This is a genomic window from Ancylobacter oerskovii (genome assembly GCF_018390555.1).
GTDB lineage: Bacteria > Pseudomonadota > Alphaproteobacteria > Rhizobiales > Xanthobacteraceae > Ancylobacter > Ancylobacter oerskovii.
In genome coordinates this window covers 625,065-646,646 of sequence record NZ_JAHBGB010000002.1, presented here as the reverse complement: position 1 = coordinate 646,646, position 21,582 = coordinate 625,065, and the positions used below count along the sequence as shown (strand labels likewise).

Below are 21,582 nucleotides of genomic sequence, written 5' to 3'. Positions count from 1 at the left end.
TCTGCGCGTCAAGAAGGCGCGCGAGTTCAGGCCCCCGTCGCTACACCACGCCCTTCAGCTGCGCCACCAGCGCCTCGATGGCGAGCTCGTAGCCCATCGGCCCGGCGCCGATGATGCAGCCGGTCACGGCAGCGGAAAGCGGCGAGAAATGCCGCAGCTTCTCGCGCTTGAACACATTGCTCACATGCACCTGGAAGGCCGGCTTGCCCAGCGCCGAGAGGGCGTCGAGCACGCCGATCGAGGTGTAGGACAGGCTGGCGGCGTTGATGATCAAGCCGTCGGCCTCGGTGCGCGCCGCCTGGATCCAGTCGATCAGCACGCCCTCATGGTTGGATTGGCGAAAGCGCAGCGTGGCGCCGAGGCTCGCCGCCTTCGCCTCGCAGCGCGCGCCGATGTCGGCCAGCGTCAGGCTGCCATAGGGGCCGGTGGGGTCGAGCCCGTAGAGATTGGCATTGGGGCCGTTGACGACGTCGAGGCGCAGGGCGGTCACGGGCGGGCTCCGGTTGCGGGGGAAAGGCGCGGGCGGCAGCCCACGCCGCAGGGGGGCGAAGAGGGGCGGGAGGCCCGCCGCCTCAGGCGACGTGCTCGCGCGGGCGCGTCGCCGCCATGGACGGGCGGGCGTCGAAGGCGGCGAACCACACCGCCGCCTGCGGCCGTCCCTCGCGCCAGTTCAGCTCGGCATAGCGGAAATCGAGATAGCCGAGCGCGCAGCCCAGCGTGATCGTGCCGATGGTGGCCGGGTGGTCGGATTGCTGCGGCAGCTCCGGCGCCAGCGCCTCGATGGCGTCGAGCGCGCCGGCGATCTTGGCGAGCTGCGCCTTCGTCCAGTCCGGCCAGCGCAGATCCGCCGGGCGCGGCACCGTCTCGTAGCGGTTGGCGATGGCGGCATCGAGCAGCCCGTCGCCCAGCGCCTGCTGCGTCAGCGCCGCCCAGCGCGCCGGGCCGGCGGGCGGGAACAGCACGGTGTCGCCGGCGGTGGTGGCGAGGTATTCGCAGATCACCGGGCTGTCGAACAGCACGCGGCCGTCGTCGAGCACCAGCGCCGGGATCTTGCCAAGCGGGTTGTGGCCGACGAGGGCCGGATCGCGCTGCAGCGGGCTCGCCGGGTTGAACTCGATCTCGAGCCGACCGGCGAGGCCGGTCTCGTGGGCGACCGCCATCACCTTGCGGACGAAGGGCGAGGTCGGGGCGAAGATCAACTTCATCGGTTTGAGCTTCACGGGATCTGGTCCTCCGCGCCGATGGCGGCAAGCCCCGCCCGCGCCACTTCCACGTCCTCGGCGCCCTTGCCGGAGCCCACGCCGATGGCGCCGAGGCACTGGCCGTCGATGATGATCGGTAGCCCGCCTTCGAGATTGGTCAGCCGCTGGCCGGCGGCGAGCGACAGCTTCACCTCGTCCTTCGGGTTCAGTCGCGATGAGGGCTGGCGATGCGAGGCGGCGGTCACGGCCTTCGACATCGAGGTCTCGCGGGAGAGCAGCTTGGCGCCGTCCATGCGGACATAGGCGAGCAGGTTGCCGCCCTCGTCGACGATGGTGATGTTCTGCGGCACGCCGAGTTCGGTGGCCTTGGCGAGCGCGCCATTGAGCGCCTTGAGCGCGCCTTCATGGGTCAGCTTGAGGGCAGGGCGGGTGATCGGCATGCGGCACCTCGAAAGTGATCTTGAAAAAGCGAAAGCGGCTGGCGTGGTGCGTCTTTCGAGGCTCGCTTCACTCGCGCCTCGCGATGAGGGGGCGAAGGATGCTGGCCTTTCTCCCTCAGGCTGCGCAGCGGGACATGGCCCCGCGTCTCGAAGCCCGCAGGGCCGTGCCGCCTCTATTCGTCGCCGGGCACGCCGTAGGACGGCGCGGTGGACGGGTCGAGGGCGCGGGTGACATAGGCCTCCAGCTGCGGCTTCCACAGCTCCCACAGGCTCGCCAGCTCCGCCATCACGTCGCCGTCCGACCAGTCGATGCGCAAATCGGCGACCGGCCAGGCCACCTTGTCGACGATCAGCAGGCCCACCGAATGCACCGGGCCTTCCTCGCCGCCGGCCTTCACCGCCGCCTGCATGGCGGCGACCAGCCGGTCGCCGAGGTCGGCGGAGGGCATCGACAGGAAGCTGTCGACCATCGCCTGCGGCACCGCCGTGGAGGACAGGAGGTTGCCCGCCGCCGCCACGTCGGGGGCGTGGACGATAGTGTGGGTGCCCAGCGTCTTCACGCCGGAATGGCCGGCCGAATGGCCGGTCCTGTCCAGCACCACCACCTGCCGGTAGTCGAAATGCGGCGCCTCGGCCCTGAAGCGCGCCATCACCTCGTCGGCGGAGAGACCCTGCGCCATCAGGTCGAGCCCCTTGGGGCCGAGCGTCGGGTCGGTGATGTTCTGCGTCGCCACCACGCCGACGCCGGCGCGGACATGCGCGCAGCGCGCCGCCACCGCCGGCGAGGAGGAGGACACCGCGATGCCGAAGCGCCCGGTGCGGGCGCAGCGTGCGGAGATGGAGAAGGTCACGTCGGCGCCTTTCAAAGCATTTTCAAGCGAAGCGGGTGTCGGGTCGCGTGAAAGAAAATGCGGTAAAACAAAAGGTTGGTGTATTTCTGCGGTTCCGGGAAACGCGGAAATACCTGCTCAGGCGGCGTCGGGAATGACGGCGGTGACTTCGATCTCCACCACCCATTCCGGGCGGGCGAGCGCCGGCACCACCAGCCCGGTGGAGCAGGGGAACACGCCCTTCAGCCACTTGCCCATCTCCTGATAGACCGCCTCGCGGTAGCGGATATCGGTGACATAGACGACGATGCGGCAGATATGACTCATCTCGCTGCCGGCTTCCTCCAGCAGCATCTTGATGTTGGCCATCGCCTTTTCGGTCTGCTTGCCGGCGTCGCCGACATGCAGGCTCTCGCGGGTGTCGAGATCCTGCGCCACCTGGCCGCGCAGGAACACCATGGTGCCGCGGGCGACCACGCCCTGCGACAGGTCGTTGTCCAGCTTCTGCTCGGGATAGGTTTCCTTGGTGTTGAAGGGGCGCAGACGCGTGTGCACGACCATGGGAGCAGCCTCGTTGGGGCAAAGGGTGGGGGTTAGAAAAGCGGGTCGGAAGGGGTGTCGCCGAGCGCGAGCGCCAGCCGGCGCATCAGCTGTTCGGCGCGGGTGAGTTCGTCGAGGCCGATCCATTCGTCGGCCTTGTGCGCGCGGGCGATGTCGCCCGGCCCGCACACCAGTGTCGGGATGCCGGCTTCGTCGTAAAGGCCGGCCTCGGTGCCGTAGGCCAGCGTGATCGGCGCCTCGTTGGAGCCGGCGAGCCGGGCGAGCCGGGCGGCGGCGGGCAGGTCGGCGGGGGTGTCGAGGCCGGGATAGGCGCTGATCGGCTCGACGGCGATGTCGGCCTCCGGCGCCTGCGCCTTCAGGTTCGCGCGCACCTCGGCGACCAGCGCATCTATGCGGGCCTTGATCGCGACGGCGTCGGCGCCGGGAATGGTGCGCACCTCATAGTCCAGCACCGCGCGGTCCGGCACCAGGTTCAGCGCCGTGCCGCCATGCAGCGCGCCGACATGCACGGTGGTGTAGGGCGGCTCGAAGGCGTCGTCGGTGATCGTCTTCAGCGAGGCGCCGATCGCCTCCAGCCCGACAACGATCCTCGCGGCGGCCGCCACCGCATTGGCGGCGCGATGGGGCAGGGCGGAATGCCCGCCCTTGCCGGTGACGACAAGGCGATTGGCGAACTTGCCCTTATGCGCCCGCGCCACCTTCAGCGAGCTCGGCTCGCCCACGAGGCACAGCGCTGGGGGCACCGCCAGCGCTGCGGTTGCGGCGACGAGGTCCGGCGCGCCGGCGCAGCCGACTTCCTCGTCATAGGAGAAGCACAGATGCACCGGCCGGGTGGTGGCGTGGCGCACGAAATGCGGCACCGTCGCCAGCACGGTGGCGAGGAAGCCCTTCATGTCGGAGGAGCCGCGCCCGTAGAGCCGGCCGTCGCGGATCGTCGCGGCGAAGGGCGGGGTGGACCAGTCCTGTCCCTCCACCGGCACCACGTCGGTATGGGCGGAGAGGGCGAGCCCCGGCGCCTCCGCCGGCCCGATGGTGGCGAGCAGCGAGGCCTTGTCGCCGGCGGCATTGGGGATCCGCCGGCTGTCGACGCCATGCTTGGCGAGATAGGCGGCGATATAGTCGATGACCGGCAGGTTGGAGACGGCGCTGATCGAGGGAATGGCGATCAGGTCGGCGGCGAGGCGCAGCAGCTCCGGCGTGGGTTCAAGCCGCTCCCCCGCTACCAACCCGTTCTCGGCATGCCCCACCGCCCCCACGTTCATGCCTCAGACCATGTGCAGCTTGTGGTAGCCGCGATTGGAATAGATCAGCGGCTTGGTCTCGAAGCTTTCCAGCGCCACCACCTCGCCGGCGATGATGTGGTGGGTGCCGAACTCGAACACGCTGGCGATCTTGCAGTCGAAGCGGCACAGGGCGCCCGGCAGCACCGGCGAGCCGGTATGAAGGGCGTCCCATTCGGCGACCGCGAAGCGGTCCTCGCGCAGCTCGGGGATCAGGCCGGCAAAGCTGTCGGCCACCCGGTGCTGGTCATGGGCGAGGATGTTGGCGGCGAACACGCCGTTGCTCATCAGCGTGTCGAGGATGCGGCTGCCCTTGTGCAGGCAGAACAGCACCGAGGGCGGCTCCATCGACAGGGAGCAGAGCGAGGACACGGTGACGCCGCCACGTCCGGCGTCGCCGTCAGTCGTTACCACCGTCACGCCGGAGGCGGTGCGCCCCATGGCCTGGCGGAAGAGGGCCGTGTCGATCCCGTGTCCCGTTTCACTCATTTTCCGGTTCCCATCACCTTGTCCGACAGGCCCGCCGCCTTGCGCACGAAGTCGAGCGGGCCGGAGAAGTCGAAGCTGTTGTACACCGCATTGAGATGATTGAAGTGCGGCGCCTGCGCGAACTGCACGAAGGTCAGCCGGTGGCCGGCATAGTCGGAATTGAGCAGGTCGCGGGCGAAGGCGAGCAGCTTGCGCCGGTCCTCGCTCTCCCACTGCTTGTTCAGCGAGTAGAACTTCTGCAGCCACGGGCCCGAGCCTTCCGACTCGAACGCCGCCGAGTTCGGGGTGACGCAGATCTGCCCGCCGCACAATTCGCGGGCGATGTGCATCATCGCCGGCAGGTTGGCGCAGCCATGCACGCGGCCGGCATAGAGGATGGACTGGTTGGGCATCAAGAGCCCGCCGGGGCTCTTCTCCGCCAGCGTGATCGAGGCGGTGAGATGCGCGTTGATGCCCTCGCGGTAGCAGACGAGGTCGGCCAGCTTCTCGCGCACCGATTGCAGCTTGTCGAGGCCGGTCTGCTTGGCGTTCCACATCGCCGCGCCGATCATCATGTCGGCGACGTAGAGCAGGCGGTGCACATAGGGGAAGGCCGAGTAGCGGTGCAGCGTGGCGCGGATGAACTGCGCCGCCTTGGTGTGCCGGTAGAAGAACACGTTCTCCCAGGGGATCAGCACATTGTCGAAGATCACGAGGGATTCCACCTCGTCGAACTTGTTGGCGAGCGGGTAGTCCTTCGGGTTGTTGCGGCCGGCGAAGGAGGAGCGGCAGATCTGCTTCACCCCCGGCGCGCCCATGTCGATGATGCCGCCCACCGCGTAGTCGGACAGCGTCTCGTTGGTCCAGGCGCCGACGGTCGGCTTCAGGAAGGCCTGGTCGGCGTAAGCCGCGGCGGTCTCGTATTTGGCGCCGCGGATGACGATGCCGGCATCGGTCTCCTTGACCACATGCACCATCATGTCGGGGTCCTGCTCCTGCGGCGGCAGGGAACGGTCGCCCTTCGGGTCGGTATTGGCGGAGATGTGGAAGATGTCGTTGTCGAAGATGTTCTGCACGTGCCGGTCGACATTGTCGGCGAAGCGCGGGTCGAATTCGGCGAGCACGTCGCGCCCGTCGATCAGCGACCACACCTCGCCGATGGTCTCGTCGCCGACGCGGGTGACGACGCCGCCGATGTCCTGCATCACCGCGTCGACGGCCTCGAGCTTGTCGGTCCAGTCCTTGGTCTCGCGCGGCGGCTTGTAGAAGATCGTGTTGCGCTTGTTGTCTTCGACATAGGTGAGGCGGTCCTGGTACTTCGCCTCATGGGCCATGTCGTACATGCGGGCCCGGACGTCGACGATCGGCTTGAAGGACGGGTGCTGGGTGACGTCCTTCACCCGCTCGCCGTCCATCCAGACCTCACGGCCGTCCTGAAGTCCCTCACGATACTGGTCGCCGGTACGGATCATGGTTCCATCCTTTTCCTGTGAGGAAATATTGCGTTGCGCCGATAGATCGGTAAAATATTTTCATTCATTTTTTGGGATAAGAAAATCCGATGCTGAAGCGCAATGATCCGGGTGAACCGATGCGGATGGGCCGATGAACGTCTCGCTCCGGGCGCTGCGCTATGTCGTCGCCACCGCCGATTTCGGCAATCTCACCGAGGCGGCGAAATATCTGAACGTGTCGCAGCCCTCGATTTCCGCCGCCGTCGCTCAGTTCGAGGCCGAGTGCGGCGTGCAGATCTTCGTGCGCCACCATGCCAAGGGCGTCACCACCACCATCGCCGGCACCCGCATCATCAACGAGGCGCGCCTCTTGCTGAACCATGCCCGCGATTTCGGCCAGAACGCCCGCGCCATGGCGGACGAGGTGCGCGGCGAGATCACGGTGGGCTGCTTCTGGACACTGGCCACCCATTTCATGCCGAGCCTGCTATCCGATTTCGCCGAGGGGCATCCCGGCATCTCCGTCAGCCTCGATGAGGGCGATCAGGCGCAGATCCTCGACGCCATCATCTCCGGCCGCACCGAGCTCGCCTTCTCCTATGAATTCGCCGTGCCGGAGGATGTGGTGGCCGAGCCGCTGGCGGAGCTGCCGCCCTATGTGGTGCTGCATCCCGACCACCCGCTCGCCCAGCGCGACAATGTCCGGCTCGCCGATCTCAAGGACGAGCCCTTCATCCTGCTCGACCTGCCGCATTCGCGCGACTATTTCCTCGGCCTGTTCCGCTCGGTCGGCATCGAGCCGCGCATCGCCTTCCGTTCCAAGGCCTATGAGCTCACCCGCGGCCTGGTCGGGCATGGGCGCGGCTACACCATCCAGAACGTCATGCCGCGCACCCAGACCACGCATGATGGTGGCCGGGTGGCGGCGGTGCCGCTGGTGGAACGGCTGGAGCCGGTGCACCTCGTCAGCCTGCGGCTGCGGCGCCAGGCGCCGCGTCCGGCGGTGGAGGTGTTCGCCCGCCACCTGAAGGAATCGTTCTCCGCCGGCGGCGTCTTCGCCCCCGGCACCCTCTCGCCGCAGGTGACGATGCGCTGAGGCCCGTCCCCTTCCTGGAAGACATTCCAGCAACACACGTCACCGGAGCGACCTGCTCCCTCTCCCCGTCGGGGAGAGGGGTGGGGTGAGGGGCCTTCTTCGCCCATAATGTTGTCGCCCTTCACCGAACCCGCCACGCGGCCCTCCCGGCAGGTAGAACGTCGCCGGCTTCGGCAGCGCCGAAACCCGCCCCGCAGCAGTCGGACGGGGAGGGGCAACGACAGGCCGCCCCGCAACATATCGAGGTCGCCGGCAGCGGCCGTCACCGTCACCCCGGACGGCCGCAGCCCGATCCGTGCCGCCTCGCCAGGGTCGGCCGATCCCGCGCTCCGGCTGCCGCTTCCCGCCGGGATGACGGAGGCGGCCGCTTCCCCTCCATAAGCGCGCCCTATGCAATCCATCGGCAAACTGTTGCCACGGCGTCACTTCTTCCGATTGCCGGGGGAGGAGGACGCTCGCTAGTCTCCCGCCTCTTTGACCGAAGGGGCGTCGCCGGCCGGGCCGGGGGCGCGGGAGTGCATCATGTCGCTGAAAGTCCTCACCATGTCCGACTATGCCGTCACGCCGTGGAAGAACGGCGGCGGCATCACCCGGGACGTGTTCCTCTTCCCGGAGGGAGCGACGCATGAGAGCTTCGACATCCGCCTCAGCCTGGCGCCGATCGTGACGGAGGGCGCATTCTCCTCCTTCCCCGGCATCGACCGCCACATCACCCGCCTGAGCGCGGCGTCGCTCGGCCTCGCCTTCGGCACCGAGACGCGCGAGCTGAAGCGGCTGGAGCCGCTCTATTTCGACAGCGTGCTGCAGCCGCGCTCGGTGCTGGCGGAAGGGCCGGCGCAGGTGCTCAACGTGATGACGCGGCGCGGGCGCTGGAACGCGCAGGTCATGCCGGTGGTCGGCGCCACCGAGCCGCTGCTGGCGGTGCCGGATGGCGGCTTCGTCGTGCTCCACGCCGTCAGCGGCACCTGGCAGGTCGGCGATCGCGTCGGCTCGGCGATCGTGCGCCCCGGCGAGACGCTGGTCTCGCGCGAGGAGGCGACCCTGCGCGCGTCCTCGCAGCGTGACGGCGAGGCGATCGTGGCCTTCCTGTCGCCGACCCGTCGTCCCGAAGCGAAGATTGATTTTTCCAATCTTGGGGAACAGTAAAAAGTATTTTTCTATTCAGCCGGCAGTCGCAACATTTCCTGACAGGAAAAAGCACCGACAGGAGTTGCCCCCGATGCAGCGCTTCGCCGACCCTGTGCGCCTCACCATGGAGGCCTTCTGATGGGACGCGATGCGCTCGTCTTCTACAGCCCTGTCGACAGCGCCGAGGAGTGGCGCGCGGCGCTCGCGGCCGAACTGCCGGATCTCGATTTCCGCGTCGATCCCGAGGTCGGCGACCCCGCCGAGGTGCATTACGTCCTCGCCTGGACGCCGCCGGACGGTTTCTTCGCCCGCTTTCCCAACCTGAAGCTGGTCACCAATCTCGGTGCCGGCGTCGACCGGCTGGTCAATCGCGACGATCTGGTGCCGGTGTATTTCTCGCGCCTCAACGACACCGGCATGACGGCGATGATGACGAGCTACGTCGTGTTCGCCGTCACCCGCTACGCCCGCGACATGCACGTCTTCGAGCGCGCCAAGCGGCGCGGCGAGTGGGAATATGTGCATCCCCGCCCGCTCGCCGACATCAAGGTCGGCGTGCTCGGCCTCGGCGAGCTCGGCGCGCCCGCCGCCGCCATGCTGGCGCAGATGGGCTACACGGTTTCCGGCTGGTCGCGCTCACAAAAGTCCATCCCCGGCGTGCGCTCGCTCACCGGCCGCGAGGGGCTGGAGACCATCCTGAAGGAAAGCGAGATCCTCGTCAGCCTCATCCCGCTGACGAAAGAGTCGCGCGGTCTCCTCGGCGCCGCCGAGCTGGCGCTGATGCCGAAGGGCGCCAAATTCGTCAACGCCTCGCGCGGGCCGGTGGTCGACGAGGACGCGCTGGTCGCCGCGCTCACCTCCGGCCGCCTCGCCGAGGCGACGCTCGACGTGTTCAATGTCGAGCCGCTGCCGCCCGGGCACCCGTTCTGGGCCTTGGACAACGTGTTCATCACCCCGCACATGGCGAGCATCACCGTGCCGGCGCTGGCCGCCCGCGACGTCGCCGAGAGCATACGCCGCGTGCGCGCCGGCCGGCCGCCGCTGCACGAGATCGATCCCGCCCGCGGCTACTAGGCCGCGTGCGGGAGGTGCCGCGGCCAACGATGTCGCGGCCGGAAAATCCGGCGGCTCAAGCCGCCCAATGAAGAGAGGTGGAACTATGAAGAAGCTTGCACTCGCGCTCGGCGCGTTGGCGGTCGTAGCGTCGGCGACCGTCGCCTCGGCCCAGGAGAAGCTGGTGATCAGCACCTGGGGTGGCAACTGGAAGGAAGGCGTCGCCATCGTCGGCAAGGAGTTCACCAAGCGCACCGGCGTCGAGGTGGAGTACATCACCGGCGGCACGCTGGACCGTCTCGCCAAGGCGAAGGTCGCCCGCGACAACCCCGAGTCCGACCTCGTCAACACCACCGCTCATGTCGGCTATCTCTATCATTCCGACGGGCTGATGGAGAAGCTGGACTGGTCGAAGATCCCGAACGCCGCCAAGCTCTACCCGATGGCGAAGCGTTCCGACTACACGGTCGCGGATTATGTCTATGTCTATACGCCGGCCTTCCGCACGGATCTGATGCCGAAGGATTTCAAGATCGACAGCTGGGAGGCCCTGTGGGGGGCGGAAGTCGCCGGCAAGCTCGGCCTGCCCGACTTCGACCCGAGCCACGTCATCATCGCCGCCACCAAGCTCGCCGGCGTGAAGCCGGAGGAGTGGGACAAGGTGAAGCCGAAGCTGCTCGAGCTGAAGAAGAGCATCAAGGCCTTCTACCAGTCGGACGCCACCAGCCAGAACCTCATCCGCACCGGCGAGACCCCGGTGCAGGTGCTGCTCAACATCAACGGCTACCACATCCAGAAGCTCGGTATCCCGATCCAGATCGACGTGCCGAAGGAAGGCGCGGTTGCCGGCACCGATGTGTGGGGCATCAACAAGAACTCGAAGAAGAAGGCGCTGGCCGAGCAGTTCCTCAACATCGCGCTCGAGCCGGAAATGCTGGCCAAGCTGTGCAACTTCCACAAGTGCTCGCCGATGAGCGGCGAAGCCAAACTGGACCCGGAAATCGCCAAGCTGCCCGGCATCTTCACCAGCCAGGAGGCGATCGAGAAGGGTGCCATCGTCCTCGACGACAAGACCTACGCCACCCTGCTGCCGCAGTGGAAGGCGTGGTTCACCGAGAACATGATGCACTGATCCGCGGAGAGGACGGCCGGCGGCGTCGCGCTGCCGGCTGCCATCACTGGCTCGTCGCCCGGGCCGGCTCCCGGTCACCGCCGGGAGGTCGCTCTGGGCGATCGCCCGACGAGAACGACGTCATGGCCGGGCTTGACCCGGCCATCCACGACTTCCTCCCGGTACTCCGGGCCCAGGACGTGGATGCCCGGGGTAAGCCCGGGCATGACGACGCTGTCGCGGAGGGAGGGCTCCATTCCGCCGCCGCTTTCCTTTCCTCTCCCCGCCCGAACCCGGCTGTTGCCGAGTTCGGTTCCTGCAAGGTCGAAACCGGAAATGTCCGGTTTCGACGGAGAGGTGGCCCGCAAAGCGGGCCGGTGAGGGGAGACGCGACCGGGAAGCGTTGAAGACCCCTCTCCCGACGGGGAGAGGGAACGTGCCGTACTCTCCCGACCGCCGCCCGCCCATCCGCCACCCGTCCGCCCCAACCCGACCGAAGGCCCGATGCTCGCCAAACGCCCCTTCTTCATCACCTTCCTGGCGCCGGCGGTGCTCACCGCGGTGATCCTTGCCGCCGCCATCTTCGAGGTGCTGCAATACAGCGTGCGCGAGTTCATTCCCGGCTCGCTGAATGTCGGCGGCTTCACGCTGGCCAATTTCGCCGCCCTCAACAAGCCGATCTACTGGTGGGTGCTGGCCGACACCTTCTTCATCAGCCTGCTCACCGCCATCTTCTCGCTGCTCGCGTCCTATCCGGTCGCCTATGCGCTGGTGCGGGCGAAGCGGGACTGGGTGCGCTCGGCCCTCGTCTCGCTTTCCATCACCCCGTTGTTCACCGGCGAGATCGTGCGCACCTTCTCGTGGATGCTCACGCTGGGCACCGACGGCTTCATCAATTCGATCCTGCGCAAGCTCGGCCTCATCGATATGCCGATCCAGCTCATGTACACCCGCTTCGGCGTGGTGGTGGCGCTGGTGCAGTTCTCCATGCCGGTGATGATCATCCTGCTCGCCACCGCCATCGCCCATGTCGACCGCGACTGCGAGAAGGCCGCCGCCAATCTCGGCGCCTCGCCGACGGCGGTGTTCTGGCGCATCACCCTGCCGCTGACCGTGCCGGGCATCCTGTCGGGCATCGTGGTGGTGTTCGCCTGGACCATGAGCGCCTTCTCCACCCCGCAGCTGATCGGCGGCGGCAAGATCCTGATGATCTCCAACCTCGCCTATCTGCAGGGCTTCTCGGTGCTGAACCTGCCCTTCGCCGCGACGCTGAGCCTGATCGCCCTCGTCTGCGCCCTCGGCAGCCTCGCGCTGATGAAGGGCGTCACCAGCCGCATCGAGCGGCGCCTCGCGGTTCATTGAGGAGCAAGCCGATGCGCTCTTTCGCCTTCTGGAGCCTGGTGGTCGCGCTGCTGACCTATATGACGCTGCCGACCATCGTCGTGCTGATGACCTCGGTGAACCCCACCGAGATCCTCGCCTTCCCGCCGCAGGGCGTCTCGTTCGACTGGTACGCCAAGGCGGTGAGCTACCCGGACTTCCAGCTCGCCTTCAAGAACGGGCTGATCGTCACCGCCTGCGCCTCGACGCTGGCGCTGATCGTCGGCTCCGCCTTCGCCTGGCTGATCCATCACTACGAGTTCCGCGGCCGCGGCCTGCTGGAAGGCGTGCTGTGGTCGCCGCTGATCATCCCGCACTTCACCCTCGGCTTCGGCTTCCTGCTGCTCGGCGGCGCCTTCCGGCTGCAGCAGGGCTATGTGATGATCGTGCTGGCCCACATGGTGCTGGTCATGCCGTTCGTCACGCGGGCGGTGCATGTCAGCCTCGCCAATATCGACCCGGCGCTGGCGCGCGCCGCCGCCAATCTCGGCGCCTCGCCGTGGCAGGTGCTCACAAGGATCACCCTGCCGCTGGTGGTGCCGGGCATGGCGGGCGGCTGGCTGATCGCCGCGGTGCTGTCGCTCACCGAGTTCACCGCCTCGCTCTATGTCACCGGCTCGCGCACCCAGACGCTGCCGGTCGCCATGTACAACTACATCCGCGAATATGCCGACCCCACCGTGTCGGCGATCTCGGCGCTGCTCATCATCGCCACCACGCTCATCATGCTGGTGGCCGACCGCACCATCGGTCTGCGCCGCGTCCTCGCCATCGACACGCACTGAAACTGCCGGAGACGCCTGATCCCATGACTGCCACGCCCACCCAGCAAGCGAACACCTTCAACCCGTCGCCGGAGGCCGGCAGCGCCGTCGACATCGTGCGGGTGCGCAAGGATTTCGGCGCGGCGGTCGGCGTCGCCGACGTGTCGCTCACCATCGCCAAGGGCGAGTTCGTCACCCTGCTCGGCCCGTCCGGCTGCGGCAAGTCGACCCTGCTCGGCATGATCGCCGGCTTCGTCACCCCCACCGCTGGCAGGATCGTCGTCGACGGCGCCGACATCACCGGTCTCGAGCCCTACCGGCGCGACATCGGCATGGTGTTCCAGTCCTATGCGCTGTTCCCGCATATGAACGTCCGCGACAACATCGCCTTCGGCCTGAAGATGCGTAAGCTGCCGGCGGCGCAGGTGGAGCAGGAGGTCGCCCGCGCCATCGCGATGATGAAGCTCGACGGCTTCGAGAATCGCCGCGTGCGCCAGCTGTCCGGCGGCCAGCAGCAACGCGTGGCGCTGGCCCGCGCCATCGTCATCCGGCCCAAGGTGCTCCTGCTCGACGAGCCGCTCTCGGCGCTCGACAAGAACCTGCGCGCCCAGATGCAGGTCGAGCTCTCCGAGCTGCACCGCAAGACCGGGCTCACCACCATCTTCGTCACCCACGACCAGGGCGAGGCGCTGTCGCTCTCCGACCGCATCGTGGTGATGAACAAGGGCTCGGTGCAGCAGGTCGCGACGCCGATCGAGCTCTACCGCCAGCCGGCCAACGGCTTCGTCGCCTCCTTCATCGGCGAGATCAACGCCCTGCCGCCGGGCCGCTGCGAGGTGAAGGACGGCATCGCGTCGCTGGTGCTGCCCGGCGCCGGTCCGCTGGTCTTCCCGGCGATGCCCGCCGCCGGCTTCGCGCCGGGCCGGCAGGTGCGCGCCTTCCTGCGGCCGGAGCATGTGCGCCCGGCCGCGCCCGGCGAGGCCGGGCCGAACATCGTCACCGGCAAGGTGGACGCCCACATCTACCAGGGCTCGCACACCATCACCCGCGTGGTGGTGGAGGGGATCGGCCTGGTCGAGACGCGGGTGACCGGCTCCGACATCGTGGCCGGCGCCCCGGTCGGCGCGCCGCTGGCGCTGGCCTTCGATCTCGGCGAGGCGGTGCTGCTCGACGCCTCGGAGTGATGCGGGAGTGACGCGCCCGAAGGAGAGGATCGGCGCGCGCGGCGTCAGCCGAGGGTCGCCTCGGCCACCTGCGGGCGATGGAAATAGAAGCCCTGATATTTCGTGACGCCGAGCTCGCGCAGCTTGCCGAGCTGGGCGTCGGTCTCCACGCCTTCGGCGACGAGCTCGAGGTCGAGCGAATGGGCGATGGAGATCGCCGCCTTCATCAGCGCCTCGTCGATCGGGTCTTCCAGCAGGTCGCGGGTGACGCGCCAGTCGATCTTGATGCCGTCGACCGGCAGCTGCTTGAGCGAGTCGAAGGAATTGTAGCCATTGCCGAAATCGTCGAGATAGGTGCGGATGCCGCGCCCACGCAGCAGCGCGAGGAACTCGGTGATCTCGTTGAGGCTGTGCACGGCCTCGGTCTCGGTGATCTCGACCCGCAGCGCCGGCTCGCAGCCGGGATGCAGGTCCAGCAGCTGCACCAGCTCCTTCTGGAAGCCGGGATCGGCGAGGGTGCGCGCGCCGATATTGACCGAAATATAGCGCGCCACGCCACGCCGCTGCAGGCGGGCGGCATAGGAGACGGCGCGCCGGCACACCCAGCTGTCGATCCGCCGCATCAGGCCCAGCCGGCGGGCGGCGGGCAGGAAATGGCCGGGGCCGTGCACCTCGCCCTCGTCGTCGCCGAGCCGGATCAGCGCCTCATAGCCGAGCGTCTCGCCCTCCGCGTCGACGATGGCCTGCAATTCGAGGATGAGCCGGTCGAGTTCGAGCGCGCTGCGGATCCGCTCCGCCCAGCCGGTCCGGTCATGGGTGTCGGAGACCTTGGGGTCGCCGGTGTCGTAGATCTGCACCCGGTCGCGGCCGGATTCCTTGGCCACGCAGCAGGCGGTATCGGCGCGCACCAGCAGGGCGCTCGCCGAGGAACCCGGCCCGCCGGCGCGTGCGAGGCCGATGCTGACGCTGAGCGCGAAGCTGTGCCCGTCGATCAGGAACGGATGGCTGCGGGCGGCGGTGGCGATGCGCGAGGCGATGCGCTGCGCCTCGGTCTCGTCGAGGTCGATCAGCAGCACCGCGAAACTGTCGCCGCCGATGCGGACGATCAGGTCGTCGGCGCGCATCTGGCTGCGCAGGAACTGGGCGAAGTCGATGAGCAGCCGGTCGCCGGCGGCATGGCCGACCAGGTCGTTGACGGTCTTGAAGTGGTCGATGTCGATGAAGCTCAGCCAGAGTTCCGGCTGGGTTTCCTCGGTGAGCAGCAGGTCGAGGCGCTCTTCCAGCGCGAAGCGGTTGGGTAGCCCGGTCAGGGCGTCGCTGCGGGCCTGCCGCGACACCAGCCGGGCGAAGTCGGCGAGCGCGGCGGCCTGCTGCTCGAGCTGCGCCCGCGCCTCGATGAGCTCCTGCTCGCGGCGCTTCTGCACGGTGACGTCGGTCCAGATGGCGGCGAGGCAGCCATCCTCCATGCGCCGGTGGCCGGCGAGCAGCCAGGAGCCGTTGCCGAGCTCGATCTCCACCCGCGGCTCGGCATCGCTGTCGGCGCTGCCGGCGAGAAGGGCGAGTGTCTCGGGGCTGGTGCCGGGACCGAACAGGCCGGCCTGCTGCGCGGTCTCTATGGCGGTGCCGAAGCGCCCTCCATTCCGCAGCGTCACGTCCGCCGTGGCGAAGAGGCGGTTCATCGAGGCGTTGGCGAGGATGATCGATCCGTTGGGATCGAGCAGCACGAAGCCCTCGCCGATGCCGTTGATGGCGTCGCGCAGCTTCTGCTCGACGGTCTTGAGCTCGCTGATGTCGGTCCAGGTGGAGACGATGCCGCCGGCGGGGGTGCGGCGTTCGCGCACCCGGGCCCAGCCGCCGTTTTCCAGCGGGATGTCGAAGGCCTCGCCATCGGCGAGGTGGTGGCGGCGCATGCGTTCGGCAACATAGGCGTCGGGGTCGCCCACCCGGCTCCATTCGCCGCAGGGGACCGAGGCGAGCGCGAAGAAGTTCAGGCCCTCGAGGTCGCCGAGCACCGAGAGGAAGGGAAACAGCTCGAGAAAGCGGGCATTGTGGATGACGAGGCGGTCATTGTCGTCGAACAGGGCGAAGCCGTCGCTGAGGAAATCGAGGGAGGTGCGCAGGTCCGCGTCCTCGCCCCAGGGCGACAGCCGCGCCAGGGGCGCCTGGCCGCGCGGGCTCGGTTCGTCGGAAGCGCCAGCCTTGGCCATCGGATGCGGTCTCCCTCGCAACGCCCATTATCGACGACGGCGGCGAGCCTAAAGTCAATAGTCGATCAAATGTGAAGAAGCTGTTGAGCAAGACCTCCCGTGACGAAGCGGCGTCGCGGATGGTATAAAAAATCCGACCGGCGCGCGAAGTTCCGGCGGGAGTTCCTGCAGATGGGCGAGAAAATGCGGACGCCGATACCCGCGCTGGCGGGGGCACCGCGAAATCGGGACTGGTTTTCTTCGGCCGTGCGGATCGGATGTGCGCTTCTCGCCGCGGCGCTCCTGGCTGCGGCGATCGGCCTGTGGGCGCGCCACGGTTCGGCCGTTTTCTTTGACCTGATTGCCAGCGGCATCGCCTATTGCTTCTGAGGCGGGACCGGCCGCCTCGGGCGGGCGGGCTCGCGCGGGTCGGCGGCGGTGCGCCCTCGGCCTTGGCTCTTGATCTGTGGACTGTGCATGCCCGCTCGCCGTCGCCTGCTTCTCGTGCTCGCTGCCTTCCTCGTGGGAGCGGCGGCCGTCGCCGTCTCGGTCTTCGCGCTGTTGCCGCCGCCGGCGCCGGTCGCGACGCAGGCGAGCGTCGGCGGCGCCTTCTCCCTCGTCGACCAGGACGGTCAGCCGGTCAATGAGGAGACCTTCAAGGGCGAGCCGACCCTCATCTTCTTCGGCTTCACCCACTGCCCGGACATCTGCCCGACCACGCTGTTCGAGATGTCGCAGCTGTTCGAATATCTCGGTGAGGATGCCCGCAAGGTGCAGGGCCTGTTCATCACCGTCGATCCCGAGCGCGATACGCCCGAGGTGATGAAGTCCTATATCGGCAGCTTCCACCCGAGCATACAGGGCCTCACCGGCACGCCCGAGCAGGTGACGGCGGCGATCAAGGCGTTCCGCGCCTATGCGCAGAAGGTGCCGGGGCAGGATGGCGACTACACCATGAACCACACCGCCATCGTCTATCTGATGGACAAGAACGGCACCTTCGTCGCGCCTTTCGATCTCAAGCGCCCCCCCGCCGACGCCGCCACGGCGCTGCGCCCGTATTTCTGAAACCGGCGGCTGCGGCTGCTTTCCAACCTGCGGCACGGACGGCTCGGTTCCTGAAACCGTCCGTGCCGTGGGAAGAGATGGGAGCGTCACGGCAGCCGCAACGAGCTCGGGCAGGCGTCTCGACCCCGGCGAAGCGGTATCGCGGCGGATCGGGGGGGGCGCTTTACGGCTGTCGCAGCGGGCCGGAGCGGGTGTCACGACCTCGACGAAGAGGCATGGCGCAGATTGGTGGACGCTCCACGGCTGCAGCAGCGGATCGGAGCGGGTATCGACCCCGTAAGCGGCATGCCGCCGATCGACGGGTGCTCGACGACATCTCCCCTGTGCCGCGCCCCGGATCGTCAACGGGCTTGCTCCAGCGCGACCCGCCGGCGCGCTCGGGGGATGCTGCCGCCCGCGGCCCCCGCAGGATCGGCGAAAGCCAGGCTCCGGCCGCCCGACACCCCGGCGAAAGGGCGGGCCGGTCGTTCACCCGATCGCTTTTCCCTTCGCCTGCGCCCGTCCGCGCGTCCGGCGGCGCAGGGAATGTTTGCGGCAACGTGGACCGCGAGGCGACAACGACATCGGCGGTCTCAGGAGAGGATTGAACGCCCGGATCCTCGCGGTGGTCGATGGCAGAAGCCGGTGCACAACCCGCACCGGCTTTCGGCTCGGGCTTATCCCGAAACCGCTTGCCGGTCCGCCGCGCATGCGTTCGGAAGCGCGGCAAGCCGTCCGGTGGGTAAAAGCTGCCCAAGGATATAAGAGGCAAGACACGCAAGTATCGCCACACGAAGGGGCTCAAGCAGACGCCCATGCCCCGCCGATCGCGGCGATGAGTAGTGGGTGTCACACCCTGGCCGGGCGGGATCGGCGGAAGGGCGCATGCTTCCGGCCATGGATAGCAGGCGTCCCCCACGAGTTTCCGCGTCTTCTCTGGGCATCGCTACGGTGAGATGCGCGCCTCGTCGGGGAGCGTCGCATGCCGATTGATGGGCCGCAGCCGCCCAAGCGGATCGAGTCCCGCAAGCCCCGCAGGACGACGGGACTTCCGCAGTTCCGCAGGGCAGGACGCCCGCGGCGATGACATCTGGAGCCTTCTGCCCTGTTGGGCCGGCTCGGCGGGAAGGCGCATGCTTCCGGCCATCGATCCGGTGAGATGTTTTCGGGGGCACGGCCACCGTCTGCTGAGTCGGAGCTGCCAAGAGGGATCGAGACCCGCAAACACCGCACCGCGACGGAGCCCGCGCGGTTCCGCGCGGAGCAGGACGACCGCGGCGATAACCGTTGGATCATTCTCATACGCCGTGGCGGCTCGGCGGAAAGGGCGCATGCCGCCAGTCATGGATAGCAGGCGTCCCTAAGCTCCACGCTTTCTCCGGGCATCGATGCGGTGAGATGTCCGTTATTTGGGAGCGCCGCAGGTCGTCTGCTGGGTCGAAGCTGTTAAGGGATCAAGACCCGCGAGCACGGTCGAGTGACAGGGCTTAGGCACGTTCGCAAGGGCGAGGCGACCGATCAATTCAGGGTGAAGCGAACCACCCAGCTATCCCATAAGTGACGAAGACCGGGCAGATCGGAAGAAGGAGAAGGCGTGGCCCACATCTGCTCCGCCCTCGCCGACCCCTTCGGCCCCCTCTCCGGCTGCCTTCACTGGCCCAGGCACTCCGACTTCTTCCCGGAAGTCGCGTTCCCTTCTCCGCGCTGCGCGACGGTAGCCAATGATGCCGCCCGGCCGACAAAGGACGGACGCTCGGCGTCGTCGCGGCTCGATCACGGCAGGATGCGACAGGATGCGGCACGGGATGCGCTGGCAAGCGTCCTCCTGCCCGGACGCTGCCAGGCTCACCCGCGACGAGGCCCTGCCAGCTTCCAACCGGCTTCTCTGTTGGTGTCGAAGAGAGAGTGCCGGGGTGGCTGACACGGGAGTGCCGGCTGGGCAACGGGAGCGGTGTCATCCCGCCGGAGCGACGACGGGGCGGGATGCTGGCGGGGGCGCCCCGTCCGATATCTCGCGGCGAGCCATCACAGGCCGGCCGCCGGTGGAAGGCGTGCCGTCGCCATCCATGTGCGGTAGTCCGCTTCCCGGCGTTCCGCTCCCGGGGCTCCGCATCCCGGTGACCCGCACCGATCATCCGCAATGCGGTGATCTGTCTCCGTACGACCGATGCGCAGGCAATCCGCTCCCCCCGCCCCGCTTCCCGAATGGCTCCCCGTCCCAGCGGCCGGCGAGGCGTGTCAGCCCGACGGCGCCGGCCGTCTCGCCCTCGTGGTCCGCACGCGGCGCACGCGCAGGCGCACCGGCCGCCGGCGCGAGGTGCGGGCCAGGCCGTGTTCGGTCTTCTCCCAGCGCTGCGGCGCGGCGATGAGCTGGAACAGGGCCCGCCAGCCGGCGATGGAAAGCATCAGCCAGTAGACCGGGATCAGCGGCAATACCCGCCACAGCCCGGACAGCCGGCGATGGCGCATGCCGACCACCGTGCAGAGCATGGTGGCGCCGTAGCCGACGAGCAGCACGAGAATGCCGAGCCCGTCGAGCAGCAGGCTGGCGAGCGTGGTGCCGCTCGGATCGCCGAGGCTCCAGCGCAGCGCCAGGGCGAGCACGAACACCGGATGCATGAGCGCCGAGACGAGCCCGCCGCCGAGCAGCAGCAGGAAGCTCAGCATGCCGCTCCAGCCGATCTCGGCGATCAGCCGGCGCGGGGTGCGCCCGTGCACCAGCAGGGTCTGCATCCAGCCCTTGTACCAGCGGGTGCGCTGGCGCAGCCAGGCGCCGGCCGTGCGCGGGGCCTCCTCGTCGGTGGTGGAGGCGATGATCCGCGTGTGCCAGCCGCCGCGGGCGAGCCGCACGCCGAGATCGGCGTCCTCGGCGACGTTGAAAGGGTCCCAGGCGCCGACGCGGTCGAGCGCCGCGCGGCGGAAATGATTGGAGGTGCCGCCGAGCGGCAGCGGCAGGTCGGCGGCGGAGAGCAGCGGCAGCACCACGTCGAAATGCGCCGCATATTCCGCCGCGAACTGGCGGGTGATCCAGCTGTCGGCGACATTGTCGATGGCGAGCCGCGCCTGCACGCAGCCGACCCGCCGGTTGCCCGGCGTGGCGAAGACGGCGCAGGCCCGCCGCAATTGCTGCGGATCGGGGACGTCCTCTGCATCGTAGATGCCGATGATCTCGCCACGCGCGAAGGGCAGGGCGGCGTTCAGCGCCTTCGGCTTGGTGCGGGGCCCGACATCGGGGGCGGTGAGGATGTCGAAGCCGGGGCGGGCGGCATGGCGCGCCAGCGCCGCGGCGGTCTCGCCGTCGTCGGGCTCGATCACCAGCAGCACCTGCAGCTTCTCGAGCGGGTAGTCCAGCGCGGCGAGCGCCTCGATCAGCTGCGGCACCACCCGCGCCTCGCGGTAGAGCGGGACGATCAGGCTGTAGGCCGGCAGGCCGGCATCGTCGCGTGGCGGCGGGGGCGCGACTTCCGGCGTCTGGGTCGAGGCGACCAGCCGCAGGCACGACCAGCCGAGCAGCAGCAGCGAGACGAGCAGCACCGGGCCGATCAGCAGCAGCGCCGGCGAGATCAGCGCCAGGCCGGCGAGCACCACGCAGGTGAGCGCGCCGAGCACCAGGAGGTGGCGCGAGAGGCCGAGCGTCGCCGCGCTCTGTTCCGGCTTCTCGTCGCGCAGCGAGAATGCCGCGAGCCGGCCGAGCGGTTCGGCGAAGCGCCGGCGCACCAGTTCCGCCAGCCGTTCCGGCGTGGTCAGCCGCAGGCGGAGGCGCAGCTCCGGCCGCGCTTCCAGCGCCGCGGCGAGACGGCGCAGCCGCAGGCCGCGCTCGGCGGTGACGAGAGTGCCGTCGGGCTGGCGCAACAGGCCGCTGCGCATCATGCCGTGCAACGTCCCGGGTGAAGGCACGGTGACGGGAGTATCCGCGTCGAGCGGCTCCGTCGCGAGGCCGAGCCGGGTCGCGACGGCGGCGGCGAGACGGTCCGGCGTCGCCGCGGCGGCGGCGAGCAGCACCTCGTCGGCGCCGATGCCGAGGCGGGCCGCGCGCTCCCGCGCCGCCTCCAGCCGTGCTTTCGGCAGCTGGCCGGCGAGCCCGGCGATCTCGACCGGCAGGTCGACATCCTCTTCGGCGTCCGCTGTGAAGAGCGGCGCGGCGGGCCCTCCGGCAAGGCTTTCGGGATATCCGGCCGGATATCCGCCAAACGGCCCGCCGACAGGTTCCCCGGCAGGCCCTTCGTCCGCCTCCACCATGATCCGGGCCGCGATCAGGGCCGCCGCGGCACCTGCCGCCGGCCCCGTCGCGTTCGCCATCCCCTGCTCCGCCGCACTCCCGTCCACGCCGTGCCGCCCCTCGCCCTAGCCCCGCGAAGACGCTACAAGATCGGGATCGGTCTTCAATCGACCGGAGCGGATTAGAGGCGCCAGTTGCCA

General features: G+C 68.7%; 19 protein-coding genes. 9 read left to right on the top strand and 10 right to left on the bottom strand.

The genetic code is table 11. The features are described 5' to 3' along the window. Positions 1-40: 40 nt before the first annotated feature. From KHC19_RS03280 to KHC19_RS03245, 8 genes are all read right to left on the bottom strand, one after another. Positions 41-490 carry a type II 3-dehydroquinate dehydratase gene (locus KHC19_RS03280; RefSeq protein WP_213350567.1) on the bottom strand — a complete coding sequence of 150 codons (450 nt, stop codon included), beginning with the start codon at positions 488-490 and terminating at the stop codon, positions 41-43. A gap of 82 nt (positions 491-572) precedes the next feature. Further along, a complete protein-coding gene (locus KHC19_RS03275; RefSeq protein WP_213351029.1) occupies positions 573-1,205 on the bottom strand; it encodes a glutathione S-transferase in 633 nt (210 codons plus the stop codon). Positions 1,206-1,216: 11 nt separating this feature from the next. Then, a complete protein-coding gene (locus KHC19_RS03270; RefSeq protein ID WP_213350566.1) occupies positions 1,217-1,642 on the bottom strand; it encodes a GlcG/HbpS family heme-binding protein in 426 nt (141 codons plus the stop codon). A gap of 173 nt (positions 1,643-1,815) precedes the next feature. Further along, positions 1,816-2,493 carry a DUF1028 domain-containing protein gene (locus KHC19_RS03265; RefSeq protein WP_213351028.1) on the bottom strand — a complete coding sequence of 226 codons (678 nt, stop codon included), beginning with the start codon at positions 2,491-2,493 and terminating at the stop codon, positions 1,816-1,818. Between the two features lie 117 nt (positions 2,494-2,610). Continuing rightward, on the bottom strand, positions 2,611-3,033 hold the full coding sequence (locus tag KHC19_RS03260; protein ID WP_213350565.1) for a RidA family protein: 423 nt from the start codon (positions 3,031-3,033) through the stop codon (positions 2,611-2,613). A gap of 32 nt (positions 3,034-3,065) precedes the next feature. After that, positions 3,066-4,295: an acetylornithine deacetylase gene (gene argE / locus KHC19_RS03255; protein ID WP_213350564.1), complete on the bottom strand. Its 1,230-nt coding sequence runs from the start codon at positions 4,293-4,295 to the stop codon at positions 3,066-3,068. Positions 4,296-4,298: 3 nt separating this feature from the next. Next, positions 4,299-4,802, bottom strand: a complete 504-nt coding sequence (locus KHC19_RS03250) for a flavin reductase family protein (RefSeq protein ID WP_213350563.1) — start codon at positions 4,800-4,802, stop codon at positions 4,299-4,301. Beyond that, a complete protein-coding gene (locus tag KHC19_RS03245; protein WP_213350562.1) occupies positions 4,799-6,253 on the bottom strand; it encodes a 4-hydroxyphenylacetate 3-hydroxylase family protein in 1,455 nt (484 codons plus the stop codon). The genes KHC19_RS03250 and KHC19_RS03245 overlap by 4 nt, the downstream gene beginning before the upstream one ends. A 133-nt stretch (positions 6,254-6,386) precedes the next feature. On the opposite strand from KHC19_RS03245, the gene KHC19_RS03240 reads away from it, so the two are divergent. The 7 genes from KHC19_RS03240 to KHC19_RS03210 all read left to right on the top strand — a co-directional run bounded on the left by KHC19_RS03240 (position 6,387) and on the right by KHC19_RS03210 (position 13,951). Beyond that, on the top strand, positions 6,387-7,331 hold the full coding sequence (locus KHC19_RS03240; protein WP_213350561.1) for a LysR family transcriptional regulator: 945 nt from the start codon (positions 6,387-6,389) through the stop codon (positions 7,329-7,331). Positions 7,332-7,853: 522 nt separating this feature from the next. Next, the gene (locus KHC19_RS03235; RefSeq protein WP_246548123.1) at positions 7,854-8,477 is read left to right on the top strand and encodes a HutD/Ves family protein; all 624 of its coding nucleotides are present in this window, start codon (positions 7,854-7,856) and stop codon (positions 8,475-8,477) included. 120 nt (positions 8,478-8,597) lie between these two features. Further along, on the top strand, positions 8,598-9,533 hold the full coding sequence (locus KHC19_RS03230; RefSeq protein ID WP_213350560.1) for a 2-hydroxyacid dehydrogenase: 936 nt from the start codon (positions 8,598-8,600) through the stop codon (positions 9,531-9,533). Positions 9,534-9,618: 85 nt separating this feature from the next. Continuing rightward, a complete protein-coding gene (locus KHC19_RS03225) occupies positions 9,619-10,644 on the top strand; it encodes an ABC transporter substrate-binding protein (protein ID WP_213350559.1) in 1,026 nt (341 codons plus the stop codon). A 483-nt stretch (positions 10,645-11,127) separates the two neighbouring features. Then, on the top strand, positions 11,128-11,985 hold the full coding sequence (locus KHC19_RS03220; RefSeq protein WP_213350558.1) for an ABC transporter permease: 858 nt from the start codon (positions 11,128-11,130) through the stop codon (positions 11,983-11,985). A gap of 11 nt (positions 11,986-11,996) precedes the next feature. Then, entirely contained in the window at positions 11,997-12,788 is a 792-nt protein-coding gene (locus tag KHC19_RS03215; RefSeq protein WP_213350557.1) for an ABC transporter permease, read from the top strand. Positions 12,789-12,811: 23 nt separating this feature from the next. Next, positions 12,812-13,951 carry an ABC transporter ATP-binding protein gene (locus tag KHC19_RS03210; RefSeq protein ID WP_213350556.1) on the top strand — a complete coding sequence of 380 codons (1,140 nt, stop codon included), beginning with the start codon at positions 12,812-12,814 and terminating at the stop codon, positions 13,949-13,951. Positions 13,952-13,995: 44 nt separating this feature from the next. Here KHC19_RS03210 and KHC19_RS03205 read toward each other — a convergent pair whose 3' ends face one another. Continuing rightward, positions 13,996-16,137: a putative bifunctional diguanylate cyclase/phosphodiesterase gene (locus KHC19_RS03205; protein WP_213350555.1), complete on the bottom strand. Its 2,142-nt coding sequence runs from the start codon at positions 16,135-16,137 to the stop codon at positions 13,996-13,998. Between the two features lie 99 nt (positions 16,138-16,236). Between KHC19_RS03205 and KHC19_RS03200 the strand changes: the two genes are divergently transcribed. Together KHC19_RS03200 and KHC19_RS03195 are read left to right on the top strand one after the other, a co-directional pair. Continuing rightward, positions 16,237-16,506 carry a hypothetical protein gene (locus KHC19_RS03200; protein WP_213351065.1) on the top strand — a complete coding sequence of 90 codons (270 nt, stop codon included), beginning with the start codon at positions 16,237-16,239 and terminating at the stop codon, positions 16,504-16,506. 87 nt (positions 16,507-16,593) lie between these two features. Then, a complete protein-coding gene (locus tag KHC19_RS03195; RefSeq protein ID WP_213350554.1) occupies positions 16,594-17,184 on the top strand; it encodes an SCO family protein in 591 nt (196 codons plus the stop codon). 2,217 nt (positions 17,185-19,401) lie between these two features. Here the strand turns inward: KHC19_RS03195 and KHC19_RS03190 are convergent. After that, positions 19,402-21,462 carry a glycosyltransferase gene (locus KHC19_RS03190; protein WP_246548121.1) on the bottom strand — a complete coding sequence of 687 codons (2,061 nt, stop codon included), beginning with the start codon at positions 21,460-21,462 and terminating at the stop codon, positions 19,402-19,404. Between the last annotated feature and the right edge of the window lie 120 nt (positions 21,463-21,582).

Bases quoted from the DNA above. Each gene is read 5' to 3' on its own strand.
- KHC19_RS03275 (WP_213351029.1), bottom strand. From the start codon at position 1,205: ATGAAGTTGATCTTCGCCCCGACCTCGCCCTTCGTCCGCAAGGTGATG.
- KHC19_RS03270 (WP_213350566.1), bottom strand. From the start codon at position 1,642: ATGCCGATCACCCGCCCTGCCCTCAAGCTGACCCATGAAGGCGCGCTC.
- KHC19_RS03260 (WP_213350565.1), bottom strand. From the start codon at position 3,033: ATGGTCGTGCACACGCGTCTGCGCCCCTTCAACACCAAGGAAACCTAT.
- argE (WP_213350564.1), bottom strand. From the start codon at position 4,295: ATGAACGTGGGGGCGGTGGGGCATGCCGAGAACGGGTTGGTAGCGGGG.
- KHC19_RS03250 (WP_213350563.1), bottom strand. From the start codon at position 4,802: ATGAGTGAAACGGGACACGGGATCGACACGGCCCTCTTCCGCCAGGCC.
- KHC19_RS03245 (WP_213350562.1), bottom strand. From the start codon at position 6,253: ATGATCCGTACCGGCGACCAGTATCGTGAGGGACTTCAGGACGGCCGT.
- KHC19_RS03240 (WP_213350561.1), top strand. From the start codon at position 6,387: ATGAACGTCTCGCTCCGGGCGCTGCGCTATGTCGTCGCCACCGCCGAT.
- KHC19_RS03235 (WP_246548123.1), top strand. From the start codon at position 7,854: ATGTCGCTGAAAGTCCTCACCATGTCCGACTATGCCGTCACGCCGTGG.
- KHC19_RS03230 (WP_213350560.1), top strand. From the start codon at position 8,598: ATGGGACGCGATGCGCTCGTCTTCTACAGCCCTGTCGACAGCGCCGAG.
- KHC19_RS03225 (WP_213350559.1), top strand. From the start codon at position 9,619: ATGAAGAAGCTTGCACTCGCGCTCGGCGCGTTGGCGGTCGTAGCGTCG.
- KHC19_RS03220 (WP_213350558.1), top strand. From the start codon at position 11,128: ATGCTCGCCAAACGCCCCTTCTTCATCACCTTCCTGGCGCCGGCGGTG.
- KHC19_RS03215 (WP_213350557.1), top strand. From the start codon at position 11,997: ATGCGCTCTTTCGCCTTCTGGAGCCTGGTGGTCGCGCTGCTGACCTAT.
- KHC19_RS03210 (WP_213350556.1), top strand. From the start codon at position 12,812: ATGACTGCCACGCCCACCCAGCAAGCGAACACCTTCAACCCGTCGCCG.
- KHC19_RS03205 (WP_213350555.1), bottom strand. From the start codon at position 16,137: ATGGCCAAGGCTGGCGCTTCCGACGAACCGAGCCCGCGCGGCCAGGCG.
- KHC19_RS03195 (WP_213350554.1), top strand. From the start codon at position 16,594: ATGCCCGCTCGCCGTCGCCTGCTTCTCGTGCTCGCTGCCTTCCTCGTG.
- KHC19_RS03190 (WP_246548121.1), bottom strand. From the start codon at position 21,462: ATGGCGAACGCGACGGGGCCGGCGGCAGGTGCCGCGGCGGCCCTGATC.